This is a genomic window from Proteus sp. PR00224 (assembly GCF_016238105.1).
GTDB lineage: Bacteria > Pseudomonadota > Gammaproteobacteria > Enterobacterales > Enterobacteriaceae > Proteus.
Window position 1 is genome coordinate 571080 of the sequence record NZ_JAEHQU010000001.1, and the last position, 13583, is coordinate 584662.

General features: G+C 35.2%; 13 protein-coding genes. 6 read left to right on the forward strand and 7 right to left on the reverse strand.

From position 1 onward, the window contains the following. Positions 1-13 precede the first annotated feature (13 nt). Both JEP71_RS02655 and fadR read right to left on the reverse strand, forming a co-directional pair. Positions 14-1318 carry a D-amino acid dehydrogenase gene (locus tag JEP71_RS02655; RefSeq protein ID WP_109373571.1) on the reverse strand — a complete coding sequence of 435 codons (1305 nt, stop codon included), beginning with the start codon at positions 1316-1318 and terminating at the stop codon, positions 14-16. Positions 1319-1792: 474 nt separating this feature from the next. Next, complete coding sequence (fadR, locus tag JEP71_RS02660; RefSeq protein ID WP_109373572.1) at positions 1793-2512, reverse strand: fatty acid metabolism transcriptional regulator FadR; 720 nt, start codon at positions 2510-2512, stop codon at positions 1793-1795. A 233-nt stretch (positions 2513-2745) separates the two neighbouring features. Between fadR and nhaB the strand changes: the two genes are divergently transcribed. Together nhaB and dsbB are read left to right on the forward strand one after the other, a co-directional pair. After that, a complete protein-coding gene (gene nhaB, locus JEP71_RS02665) occupies positions 2746-4290 on the forward strand; it encodes a sodium/proton antiporter NhaB (RefSeq protein WP_109373573.1) in 1545 nt (514 codons plus the stop codon). 178 nt (positions 4291-4468) lie between these two features. Next, positions 4469-4993 (forward strand): disulfide bond formation protein DsbB, encoded by a 525-nt coding sequence (gene dsbB, locus JEP71_RS02670; RefSeq protein WP_109373574.1) that lies wholly within the window; start codon positions 4469-4471, stop codon positions 4991-4993. A gap of 84 nt (positions 4994-5077) precedes the next feature. On the opposite strand, the gene JEP71_RS02675 is transcribed toward dsbB, so the two are convergent. From JEP71_RS02675 to JEP71_RS02695, 5 genes are all read right to left on the reverse strand, one after another. Beyond that, positions 5078-5386: a putative hemolysin gene (locus tag JEP71_RS02675; protein ID WP_198619915.1), complete on the reverse strand. Its 309-nt coding sequence runs from the start codon at positions 5384-5386 to the stop codon at positions 5078-5080. 33 nt (positions 5387-5419) lie between these two features. Next, a complete protein-coding gene (locus tag JEP71_RS02680; protein ID WP_023581949.1) occupies positions 5420-5752 on the reverse strand; it encodes an SMR family transporter in 333 nt (110 codons plus the stop codon). A 134-nt stretch (positions 5753-5886) separates the two neighbouring features. Beyond that, entirely contained in the window at positions 5887-7116 is a 1230-nt protein-coding gene (locus JEP71_RS02685; protein ID WP_198625708.1) for a sugar transporter, read from the reverse strand. A 460-nt stretch (positions 7117-7576) separates the two neighbouring features. Next, positions 7577-7996, reverse strand: coding sequence for a hypothetical protein (locus JEP71_RS02690; RefSeq protein ID WP_198619913.1), 420 nt, complete (start codon positions 7994-7996; stop codon positions 7577-7579). 226 nt (positions 7997-8222) lie between these two features. Further along, on the reverse strand, positions 8223-9008 hold the full coding sequence (locus JEP71_RS02695; protein WP_232797460.1) for a class I SAM-dependent methyltransferase: 786 nt from the start codon (positions 9006-9008) through the stop codon (positions 8223-8225). 289 nt (positions 9009-9297) lie between these two features. Here JEP71_RS02695 and copM point away from each other — a divergent pair, with 289 nt between their 5' ends. From copM to JEP71_RS02715, 4 genes are all read left to right on the forward strand, one after another. Next, positions 9298-9669, forward strand: a complete 372-nt coding sequence (gene copM / locus JEP71_RS02700; RefSeq protein WP_109373579.1) for a CopM family metallochaperone — start codon at positions 9298-9300, stop codon at positions 9667-9669. A 167-nt stretch (positions 9670-9836) separates the two neighbouring features. Beyond that, positions 9837-10748 (forward strand): AraC family transcriptional regulator, encoded by a 912-nt coding sequence (locus JEP71_RS02705; protein ID WP_198619912.1) that lies wholly within the window; start codon positions 9837-9839, stop codon positions 10746-10748. A 226-nt stretch (positions 10749-10974) separates the two neighbouring features. After that, positions 10975-12144 carry an iron-containing alcohol dehydrogenase gene (locus JEP71_RS02710; protein ID WP_198619911.1) on the forward strand — a complete coding sequence of 390 codons (1170 nt, stop codon included), beginning with the start codon at positions 10975-10977 and terminating at the stop codon, positions 12142-12144. 319 nt (positions 12145-12463) lie between these two features. After that, positions 12464-13495 (forward strand): glycosyltransferase family 9 protein, encoded by a 1032-nt coding sequence (locus JEP71_RS02715; protein ID WP_198625709.1) that lies wholly within the window; start codon positions 12464-12466, stop codon positions 13493-13495. Positions 13496-13583: the final 88 nt, after the last annotated feature.

Genomic DNA, 13583 nt, shown 5'->3' on the forward strand with positions numbered 1-13583 from the left:
GTTTTTTCCTCAATTAATAAGCTGCATCAAGTTTTTGCCCCGGTAAGAGCAATTTAGTATTAAAGCCATCGATATACCGAAACACAGATAAATCATCAGCGGCAATAGCAGGTTTATTCCCTGAAATTAAATCAGCCAATAATTGTCCAGAGCCACATGCCATTGTCCAACCTAATGTGCCGTGCCCTGTATTTAATGATAAATTGCGATAAGCCGTAGGTCCTACAATTGGTGTACCATCAGGTGTCATAGGTCTTAAACCTGTCCAAAAAGTGGCTTTCTCAATATCACCACCACCTTGATAGAGATCTTGTACAACCATTTTTAATGTTTCACAGCGCGATTTTAAAATATCCAGATTAAAACCAACGACTTCTGCCATTCCGCCAACACGAATTCGCTCATCAAAACGAGTTACTGCGATTTTATAAGTTTCATCTAAAATAGTGGATGTTGGTGCTCTTGAAGCATCAATAATCGGCATCGTAAGTGAATAACCTTTAAGAGGGTAAACTGGAATAGCGACTTTGTTTTTCAAAAACTCTGTTGAATAAGAGCCCATGGCAACAACATAATGATCGGCTGTTAATAATCCATCATGACATTGAACACCCGCTACTTTATCACCATCAAATAACAAATGTTTGATTTCTTTGTTAAACAAGAAAGTAACACCTGCATCTTCTGCCATTTTAGCGAGTCTTTTCGTGAAAGTTTGGCAATCACCCGTTTCATCATTTGGTAAACGTAAACCACCTGTCAATTTGTGACTAACATGCTCAAGTGCAGGTTCGGCTAATTTTAGTTGATCCGCAGTTAACAATTCATAAGCAACGCCTTCTTGCTTTAATACAGCAATATCATTGGCTGCATTATCAAATTGCTTTTGATCACGGAAAAGTTGCAGAGTGCCGCCTTGGCGACCTTCATATTCAATGCCAGTGTCTTGGCGTAACTGACGAATGCAATCACGGCTATATTCGGCAATACGCACCATGCGGCTTTTATTCATAGTGTAATGTGACGCATCACAATTACGTAACATTTGCCACATCCAACGTAATTGGAAAAGTGAGCCATCGGGTTTAATCGCTAATGGTGCGTGCTTTTGAAACATCCATTTAACTGCTTTTAATGGAATACCTGGCGCGCCCCAAGGCGTTGCATACCCTGGAGATATTTGGCCTGCATTACCTGCACTCGTCTCTTCAGCTGCACTATTTTGTCTATCAACAACAATGACTTCATGGCCTTGTTGCACAAGATACCACGCACTCGTTACACCAATAACGCCGCCACCTAAGATGATCACTTTCATGGCAAGACTCCAATAATTTACATTGATATAACATAAGAATAATATTCCATACACAAAAAGCCAATATAGAATAATCATCTAAGCCAATAAAAAGATAGATTTTAGAGTTAAGTCACATTTGATTGTTATTCGACAGATGATTTTCAAAAAAAAACATTTAATTAACCAGTAAAATCAATGATATATTATTTTTACTGTAAATTATAAAAATATTGATTAGTAAATTATTTTAAATTGAAGGGATTTTAAGGTGTAGGAAAAGAAAACTGGAACTTTATTAAAATCTAAAAATTAGCTTATTTTAAGATGATAACGCCTAAATTAACTCACTTTGGTTACTCTTTTTACTAAAAATAACCTATTTAAAGCATTGCCTAAAAAATGACACATTGGCTTTTTAAAAAGCATAAAAAAACCAGTATCACAAATTATATGCATACTGGTTTTTCTATTGTGATAAAGCAGCAAACGTAATTAGCGTTTTACTTCTTCTAGGTCACTTGGTAATGGTGACTGTAAACTTTGCCAGATAACACCACTGTCTTTACCATATTGACGGACACATTCCATGACATGCTCGACATCTTTTTGCTCACATAATGCAGCCAGTTTTTTATAGAATGCTAATGCGAGTTCTTTGGCTTGAATATTTGAGAAATAATAACGACCTACGCGCGTATAAAGCCCTTTTAAGCCGTTTAAGATAAGACCATAAATTGGGTTACCTGATGCAAACGCCAATCCACGGAAAATGTTGTAATCCAGTTCACTAAACTCATCAGCGCTATTTTCAGTAGTAAGCTCATGGTTTAAAATTTCAATACATTTTTCAGGGCTATTTCTAAATGCTGTACGTATAAAAATAGCTGAGATATTGGTTCTGACGGCCAATAAGTTATCTATTAACTGTGGTACTCGATCATGATCGAGACGAGCGACTGTTTCAAGGATATTAAGGCCTGATGTTTCCCAGAAATTGTTTACCTTCGTTGGCTTTCCGTGTTGAATTGTTAACCAACCATCACGAGCAAGGCGTTGTAACACTTCTCTTAATGTGGTTCTTGTAACACCGATTAATTCAGAGAGCTCACGTTCCGCTGGAAGAATAGATCCAGGAGGAAAACGATTATTCCAGATGCTTTCAACAATATACTCTTCCGCAAAACCTGCGGGGCTTTGAGCCTTAATAACCATATTTTTATTTCTTCCGAAGCGATTTTTCTGCTAATAATGGAAAAGATAATATCAGAATGCGTAATTTTGATATAGCTCAACCATCATTAAATAGTGAATGGCATCATAAAACTTGATGTAGCTTTATCAATTTATTATTACTGAGGCGCTTAATTTCACAGCGATTAGCGCGTACTATGGTTAAATTGCGCATCATTGCGCTTAAAATCTCTATTTGGAGGATGAGAAACCTAATGGATATGAGTATAAGACAAGCACTACTAAAGAACTTTATGGGGAATTCCCCAGATTGGTATAAGCTTGCTATTCTTACTTTTTTAATTATCAACCCACTGATTTTTTTCTTTGTTGACCCTTTTGTCGCCGGTTGGCTATTAGTTGTAGAATTTATTTTTACACTGGCTATGGCGCTAAAGTGTTACCCGTTACAACCCGGAGGATTACTTGCTATTGAGGCCGTCATCATTGGTATGACTAGCCCAAAACAGATTGGTCATGAAATTGCCAACAACCTTGAAGTGATTTTGCTTCTTGTCTTTATGGTTGCAGGTATCTATTTTATGAAGCAATTATTACTGTTTGCTTTTACTAAACTGCTGTTATCCATTCGCTCTAAACGAATGTTGTCTATTGCCTTTTGCTTCGCAAGTGCATTTTTATCTGCCTTTTTAGATGCTTTAACCGTTATCGCGGTTGTAATCAGTGTCTCTCTCGGTTTCTATTCTATTTATCATAATTTCGCTTCTAACCAATCAGGTGCAGAATTAAATAATGATGGATTTATTGATACCGCAGAAAAAAAACAAACTTTAGAACAATTCCGTGCTTTTTTACGTAGCTTAATGATGCATGCGGGTGTTGGTACTGCATTAGGTGGCGTAATGACCATGGTTGGTGAACCACAAAACCTTATTATTGCAAAACATTTAGAGTGGGATTTTGTGACCTTCTTTATCAGAATGTCACCTGTCACTATTCCTGTTTTCTTTGCTGGCCTTGCAGTGTGCTACCTTGTAGAACGCTTTAAGCTCTTTGGTTATGGTGCTGAATTACCTGATTTAGTTCGTAAAGTTCTCACTGAATACGATAAGAAAAACAGTGAAAAACGCACTTCTCAAGAAAAAGCACAACTGATGATCCAAGCATTAATTGGTATTTGGTTGATTGTTGCTTTAGCGCTCCATTTAGCAGAAGTCGGTATTATCGGTTTATCTGTTATTATTCTTGCCACTGCATTTTGTGGGATCACAGAAGAACACGCTCTTGGTAAAGCATTTGAAGAAGCCTTACCTTTCACTGCGTTATTGACTGTTTTCTTCTCTATTGTTGCTGTTATTATTGATCAACAATTATTTGGCCCTATTATTCAGTTTGTTCTTCAAGCTTCAGAATCCTCACAACTGTCTCTTTTTTACCTCTTTAATGGTCTACTATCTGCTATTTCAGATAACGTGTTTGTGGGTACGGTTTATATCAGTGAAGCTTTAACAGCATTGCAAAATGGATTAATTAGCCAATCACAATATGAACATATTGGTGTTGCTATTAATACAGGTACAAACTTACCTTCTGTTGCGACGCCAAATGGTCAAGCCGCATTCCTGTTCTTATTAACATCGGCATTATCACCACTTATCCGTTTATCATATGGCCGTATGGTGATAATGGCACTGCCATATACAATTGTAATGACATTGCTTGGTTTACTGGCTGTTGAATTTTGGCTTGTTCCTGCAACACACTGGTTTTATGAAATTGGTTTAGTTGCTATTCCATAACAATAGATCCACAGTTACACCACATAAATAGGACTTTTATTTGATAAAAGTCCTATTTTTTTCATTAAAATAAGCTTGAATGTAAATATTTGTGAAATAACAGGTTTTAACTTTTTTTGCGCTTGATTTTTGGGCAGAATAGGCACTTATTTTATTTAATATTTAAATGGATATTATTATGCTGACTTCTCTTCGTCACTGGTCACAAAGCCGTTTTTCATGGCTGTTGCTTGCATTAACAGCAATAGGTCTTGAAGGTGCTGCATTGTATTTTCAGTACGGAATGGAATTAATGCCTTGCGTAATGTGCGTCTATCAACGTATCGCAGTATTAGGGATCTTAGTTGCTGCATTGATTGGGGCATCTGCACCTAAAATGGCTCTTATGCGTATGGCGGGTAGTTTCTTATGGATTTATTCTGCATACCGAGGAATTGAACTAGCTTGGGAGCATACACAACTTATTCTGAATCCATCACCTTTTGCAACCTGTGATTTCTTTGTCACTTTACCTTCTTGGTTTGCCCTGCAAGATTGGTTCCCTTCTGTATTCCAAGCAACCGGTGATTGCTCTGTCAGCCAATGGCAATTCTTAACTTTAGAAATGCCACAATGGATGCTTATTATTTTCTCTGCTTATTTTGTTGTAGGTTTATTAGTATTAATGAGCCAAATAACAAGTTCTTTTAAGACAAAAGAATAAAAAAGAAAATAGCCTTTAGCGATAAACTAAAGGCTATTTTTATAATAGAGAAATGGTGATTCAGCATTCAACCCCAAATAAGCTTTAACCTGGAATGCAAGCCCCTTCTATTAAAGCTTGTTCACTACAACGCTTACCATTAGCAAATTGACACACTGGCGTTTGACCGCCATGCAATTCATAGTTTAAAGAAGGCACACCACCTGAAAAGACACAGGTTGCCTTGGCTGATTCTTCTAAGGGAATATCAAGGCTGGTTGTCGGTATCGTTCGACTTTTACTAACCATTTGTGTAGATGAATATTGTGTCTGCGCTGAATTACTGCATCCTGCAATAAAAGCAAAGCTAGTCAACATAATAAGATAACAAGCTGTTTTAAATTTCTTTTGCATCAAAGACACCCTAATTTATTCCAGTTATTCCTATTAGTGTGAAGCACTTTTTGAAAGTAGATTTATAACTAAAACACCAGCAATAATTAAAGTCATACCAACAATGGCAGGTAAATCGAGTTTTTGTTGATAAAGAAATACTGCTGCAACAGAGACTAAAACTATCCCTAATCCACTCCATATTGCATAAGCAATACCTAATGGCATAACTCTTACCACTTGAGAAAGTGCCCAAAAAGAAAGACAGTAACCAATGACGACTACAATAGATGGATATAATCGGCTAAAACCATCAGAAGCTTTCAGCATTGTTGTCGCAATGACTTCAGATATAATTGCCAACATTAAGTAAGTTAATCCATTCATTTTTTCGCCTTAATCCTATACAAAGTCAATTTTGTGAATTCTATCACAAGCGAGATTACAGATATTCATCTACAACAAATAAAAAAGGCACTCTTCCTATTGAATAAGTGCCTTTATATCGTAGAAATACTTATTTAGTGTTGATGAAGTTGATTCTTTTGGCGGGGTTCCCCGCCCATAGCAACACGATAACGATTAAAGATAAAACCACACCAAACCGCTGCAATAATACTTAATATTGTTCCTGCATAGCCAATGTTTGTCATACCAGCATGTAAAATAACCTGATTACCAATCAATGCTCCAGCACCAATACCGATATTAAAAATACCAGAATAAATAGACATAGCGATATCTGTTGCATCAGGTGCTAAATCAATCACTTTCACCTGCATTCCTAGCCCAATACACATAAATCCAATACCCCAAAATATAATCAGCACAATAAATGCGGTTAGATTCTGGCTACTGATCATTAATAAGCTTAAACAAACAGTAAGCAATATTAAGGCTGAAAATAAGAATGATGTTGGCATTTTGGTGCTATAACGACTAAATAACACGCTACCAATGATACCGGCTCCACCAAAAATCAATAACACCAACGTAGCAAAATTCTGATCCAGATTTGCAATATCAACCACAAAAGGCTCGATATAACTATACGCTGTAAAATGCGCCGTTACGGCAATAACCGTTAATAGAAAGATCCCCATGAGTGGGCCGCGCTTTAATAACATAGGCACACTTTTTAGTGATCCTGAATGCTCACTTGGTAATAAAGGTAAATAACGCATTAATGCAAACATAGTAATTAAGGCTAATATCCCAATGCCCATAAATGTTGCACGCCATCCTAACCACTGTCCAACAACACGACCAATAGGTAAACCTAATACTGTTGCAAGTGCTGTTCCTGTTGCTAATAAACCTAATGCCTGAGCGCGTTTACCAGCAGGTGCTACTCTAATAGCTAGTGATGCAGTAATAGACCAAAATACTGCATGAGAAAAAGCGACACCAATACGCCCTGCTATCAGTGATTTAAAATCCCATGCCACACCAGATAAAATATGACTTAAAATAAAGAGTATAAATAAAATAATAAGTAACTTACGTCGCTCAACTTTACTTGTCATTATCATTAAAGGCAGAGACATTAAAGCAACAACCCAAGCATATATCGTGATCATTAAACCTGTTTGAGCTGGGAGCATACCAAAGCTTTCAGAAATATCACTTAACAATGCAACAGGAACAAATTCTGTTGTATTAAAAACGAAAGCCGCGAATGATAATATTATTACCCTGATCCACGCTGTTTGTCGGCTAACTTCATTTACGTTTGATGCTGCGATATTCATAATTGATTGATATTTTCTTAAATTATATTGATATATATGCCATGCTTTTGATAGAAGCTTTTGTCTGATTTGCTTTTCTTACTTGCGCTAAAATTGATTTATTAGATTGAAAATAAAAAATAGTATTAAAAATAAAAACACATTTCGTTAGAAACAAAAAATAAACCAAATTATCACCAAATCTCACTGCTAAAGCGAATCAGCTATCAATTTTAGCATATTCGTATCGCGATTTTAAATCCCCTTGGCAACTTCTTTTTAACGTTAACATAATCTTTTAATAGTAAGATTGTAGATATAAATGCCCTATTGCTACTTTATGGTAAAGAATAAAAATATACTCTTTTCAAGAAAAATATATCGCATATTCATTGAATTAAGTTAAGAGATACTAATTTAATAACCGAAAATAATCTTACTGTTGGATAAAAGATAAATAAAAATAGAAAGGATATTAAGATTACTGACTCAAGTCAGTAATAACTTGAATTGCTTGCTCGCAAGCAATATTTTTCGTAGGTGATGTCGAACCATCAAAAGCATTTTTGATAGTTGAAATTTGTTCTTTTGCTGGTCGTGATAGCGTTAAATTTCCATTAGAAAGTGCTTTTTCAACATCATTTAGCTTTTCAGCTAGCTGCTGACAACTTCCATTATTATCTTTAGATTGATAAATAGCCATAAGCGTATCGCGTTTTGCTTCTACGGTAGAAAGCGTTTTACGTACTGTTGATGACGAATTTTCAATCAATTCACGGCTTTCACTCCAAAACTCAGTGGTATTTTCTTTAATGACAGATACTATGATAATAGCGACAAGAATAGCCAACATAATAGTCAGCGATAATATCCCTCCTGCAATAATAAGTATCTGTTTCATATTAAACTCCACATATCAATCATATCTGTTTTAATATTTATTTTTTAATGCTTATTTTTAATATATATAGTTAAAATAAATCAGGTTCAATCTGGATTACGATTCTTTTTATTTTTTACATTTTATTACGGAGGTATACAGTTCTATTTATTCTTATTAATAGAAAAACAAGCACCTAGTTTTACCTAGGTGCCATTAAATGATATATAAGCTTTTCTTGATGGAATTATTTTTTAGAGCAACACGCAATGTAATTTAAAATATGCCGATTTTCTCTAAAAAAACGAAACATTGATAAGAAGCGTGGTCTATTTTGCTTATTTGCCAATCCATTTTTAATTATCTTAGCTGTTCTAAATAAACCTTCATCACGAATTAAACCAATAGGTGACATTAAACTCATGTTGCCAGATTTTATTTTTACTTCTGAGAAACCAATATTAATAAATAAATCATGCCACTCTTGCTTAAACATTGGTGCTACATTTGATTTCACTACACCGATTAATTTATCTCTATTAACATCATCATTTTTCTTCATAATATCATGAGTTAATAATAAACCACCGGGTTTTAAAACACGGTAATACTCTTTTACTAGCTTTGTTTTGGCTTTATCTGCATACATTGTCAACATTGCTTCATTTATAACAATATCAAACGTATTATCAGGAAAAGGCAAAGATAAGGCATTGGCTTTGGTTAATTGAATCAAATGTGATAATTGTGCTTTATCAACATTATTCTGTGCATGAGCTAAAGCATTATCATCCATATCGACAGCAATAATATGGCAACCATATTCCTTAGCAATTTCAATTGAAGTTGTCGCCATATTACAAGCAATCTCAAGAACATGGCTTGATGATGTAAAATGTGCGTTATTAATCAACCAATCAGATGCCTCTACACCGCCGGGTCTTAAACGTGTTTTCCCTAAACTTGCTAAAAAGGTATGTCCTGCTTTTGAGTGCTCTTGAGACATAGACTGCGTTGTAGTTTGATTATCCATATAGCTCGCCTTAAAGTTGCATTAATAATGCAACTTTATAATAAAATATATTAAATGGGAATAGTTATCATTACTTTTCTATCTTTTATAAAGAAATTCTGAGTGTATAAAGAGATATGAAATTGAATTTAGAGATATAACCAATTGAAATAAAATGGGTTAAAAAGGCTATTTTGTAATTACGTCATTAAAGGTAAAGAACATTAAACTTTGAATAACAACATTGACCTTCCCCTAGGGGGAATCTTTAGAGTAATAACAATTACACGATAAATTAAAGGAAACTGTTATGAAAAAGATTTTACCTACTGCTGTTATTTTAATGAGTGCTATCTCTTTTGGTGCAATGGCAAACAATACACACATGAACATGAATATGGATACACCTCATAACAGTTCGCCAATGCAAAAAGAACTCAATGATTCCATGAATAAGATGCATGCCGATATGGCAAAAGGGATGAATACCGATAATGCAGATGTCGCTTTTGCTGATGGCATGATTGCCCACCATTTAGGCGCTATTGATATGGCTAAGATCGAGTTGAAATATGGTACTGATCCTGAAATGCGTAAACTAGCTCAGGCTATTATTGATGCGCAAGGCCCTGAAATAGAACAAATGCAAAAATGGTTAGAAAAAAATAAAACCAATAAATAATATATTCATAAGGCTGTGATTTATTAGGCACAGCCTATCTTATTTTTGATGTTTACTTTCCAGATTTCTTATTAAATATACGTCAAATAATTTTCTAATATTCATCTCATACATTATAATTTTGCGACGACGACAATATTAATCGCTTTATCCCGTATGGAGTCCATATGAATAAATTAGAAAACATGGCGTTATTAACTCAAAAACTAGCCATGCAGATTGAAAAATGGACTCATGATACTAATCAATTTGAAACTCAAATTCCGGGATTAACGCTGACACACTGGACTTCTCCTACACCAATTACCAGCCATACTCACAAATCAGGAATATGTTTAATTGCCCAAGGTGAAAAGAGAGTGATCTTAGGAGAAGAAAGCTTTATTTATGATGCCAACCATTTTTTAATTTCTTCAATAGAACTCCCAGTTATGGCGAATATTATGAAAGCCAGCAACGAGAAACCTTTTTTAGGGCTAGTTATGGAGTTAGATCTGCAAGAAATATCGCAACTCATCGTTGATAGTGAATTAACATTTAACTCAGATTTAAATGCTCAAAAAGGAATTGCTGTTGGCAAATTATCAGAACCTTTAGTCAATGCCTTTATTCGCTTGCTCACTCTTCTTGATGAGCCTGATAGTATTAAAATTCTTGCTCCAGGTATAAAGCGTGAGATTTTTTATCGTCTACTTATTACAGAGCAAGGTGAACGATTGAATCAAATCGTCACAGCAGGTAGTCATAGTCATCAAATAGCTAAAGCGATTGATTGGTTAAAAAGTAATTATATAAAACCATTAAATATCAGTGAATTGGCTTCATGTTCTGGAATGAGCAAATCTGCTTTTTATACTCATTTTAAAACAATGACATCAATGACTCCGCTTCAATTCCAAAAAAAATTACGACTCAGTGAAGCCCGTCGGTTAATGTTAACTGAAAATTTAGGTGCAACGACAACCACTTTCCGAGTTGGTTATGAAAGCCCTTCTCAATTTAGTCGTGAATATAGTCGATTATTCGGAGCTCCACCAGCAACAGACATTAAGTTGCTTAAAGAGACGGATCATATTTAACCGTTATAAATACTCTGTTCTTTTTCTAAGCTGATTTATATTATTCACAATCATCATTTTAGTTTTTTGGAAAAATAGGCAAGAGACTAAGAAGATCAGACATTCATTTCTAAATGCGAAAGCGATAGCATTTCCTCAACAATTAATCTGTCTCTATCTTATTTGAAGTTAAAAAATACATTAGGCTTTAATTAGATAGTCTTTAATCTGGCAAAAGGATATCAAAATGCAACTCGATTTCTCTTACTATAATCCAACCACCATTCATTTTGGTAAGAATTCTCTTGCTAAATTAAATGATGAATTATCACATTATGGCGAAACAGTTATGCTGATGTATGGCCGTAACGCGATTAAATCAAATGGGCTCTATGATGAGGTTATAACCATACTCCGTCATGCAGGTAAAAACATTGTTGAGTTATCAGGCGTTATGCCAAACCCAACTTATAAAAAAATGATGGAAGGTGCTCAGTTAGTTCGCGAACACAATGTCAGTTTGATATTAGCGGTCGGTGGTGGCTCCGTTATCGATTGTGCGAAAGGCATTTCCATTTCGGCTTATTGTGAAAATGAAGATCCTTTCCAAAAATACTGGGTTGAATACCAAGATGTGACAAATAAAATTGTTCCTGTCGCATCAATTCTTACCATGGTAGGCACAGGCTCTGAAATGAATGGTGGTTCAGTTATTACCCATGAAGAGACTAAATATAAAATTGGACGTGCATTTCCTGCAAATGTATTTCCTAAGTTCTCGATTTTAAACCCAGAATATACTTTTTCTGTTTCTCAGTATCAGATGGTAAGTGGTGTTTTTGACACTATGTCGCATTTGATGGAGCAATATTTTTCTGATGAAGGTGCAAATACAACCGATTATTTAATTGAAAGTTTATTAAAATCTTCGATTGATAATTTACGTATCGCACTAAAAAATCCAACAGATTACGAAGCCAGAAGTAATCTTATGTGGAATGCAACACTTGCATTAAATACCCTCACAGGATTATCAAAAACACAAGATTGGCAAGTTCATATGATTGAACATCAATTAGGGGCTTATACAGACTGTGCACATGGAATGGGACTCGCAGCGATTTCTCTACCTTATTATCGTTTTATCTATAAGTTTGGTATTGAAAAATTTGTACGATTTGCAACTCAAGTATGGGGAATTTCCGCAGAAGGAAAAACGCAAGATCAAATTGCCCTTGAAGGTATTGATGCACTAGAACGTTTCACAAAGGAATGCGGCATTATTACATCATTAGAAGCCTTAGGTGCAACAAGAGAAATGCTTCCTGAGATTGCACAATCAACCACAATTATTGGTAGAGGCTATCAAAAGCTAACCTCTAAAGATGTACTCGATATTTTGGAAGCATGTTTTTAATTACCCGTAAATGGCATTATAAACATAGTCTTAGTTACTAAAGATAAATTTTATATTAAGACATATAACAAATACGATGATTATCTAAAAAATAGTCATCGTATTATCAATAGTACAGCCTTTGAGCTTATCTTCTTCTCATTCCCTATCCCTATCCCTATCCCTATCCCTATCCCTATCCCAAAAGCAGATTAATTCCCTGATAAAGATGCCTCTACATATCGAATCGCTTATAATCATAAATATACAATATGATTACTGCTGAAGTCATACTCATCAGCAATGAATTTCTCTCATTCGAATATACATAAATCTAATTATGCCTAAAATATTAATAATACAAAGAGATAACATTGGTGATTTAATACTTACAACACCATTAATTGACTCTCTTGCCCATGAATATAATACAAAAATAGATCTGCTCGTAAACTCTTACAATCAAGCCATCCTAGAAGGCAACCCTTCTGTTGGAAATATACATATTTACAGTAAGTTACATCATAAAAAATCAGGACAATCATCCCTAAAACTTATTCTAAGTCGCTTGAAAATTATTTTTGATATGCGTCGTCAGCATTATGATATCGCAATTGTTGCTCGTGACCATTGGGCCAAAAGAGCATTACAATGGGCAAAATTATCAGGTGCTAAGCGTATTATCGCTATTGGCAATGACGCGCCTTCAGCAGTGACAGATCCTATTCCAACGCCGTCTAACAAAGGCCATATCGCTGAGTTGTTCTGTCAACTAGCCCATCCTCTTGGAATAGAGAAAAAAGCTGGCCCTTTAAAATTGTATGTTAAAGATGAAGAGATCTCTGCAATTCGTCAACGCATTAAAATAACTGAAAATGTTCCTATTTACGGCTTACAAATCAGTTCACGTAAACCACAACAACGTTGGCAAGCAGAAAAATTTATCAAGTTAGCACACCAATTAACACAACGCGAAAAATGCCACATTCTTCTCTTTTGGTCGCCAGGAAGCAACGACAATAAACAGCACCCCGGTGATGATGAAAAAGCACAGTTTATCCTTGAACAGTGCAAAGATATCCCTATTACGCCAGTACCTACGCAAAATCTTAGAGAATTAATGGCTGGTATGTCTTTATGTGATCAGATGCTAACCAGCGATGGTGGTGCATTACATATTTCAGTGGGTGTTGGTGTGCCGACAGTAGCGATGTTTGGTAATAGTGATGCTGATTTTTGGGGTCCATGGCATATTGCCAGTGAAGTACTGAAGGCGCCTGAAGATAATGTAGGGCTTCTTACGGTAGACGATGTATTGACTCGTTTTATTACACTAAGAGATCGAGTCATTGCTTTAAATACAAAGAGTTAATCGCCGAACACTAATACAAAAAACATTAAATATAAGTCACCTTATTGCTACACCTGATAAGGTGATTTTTTATTTTATACCCATCGAG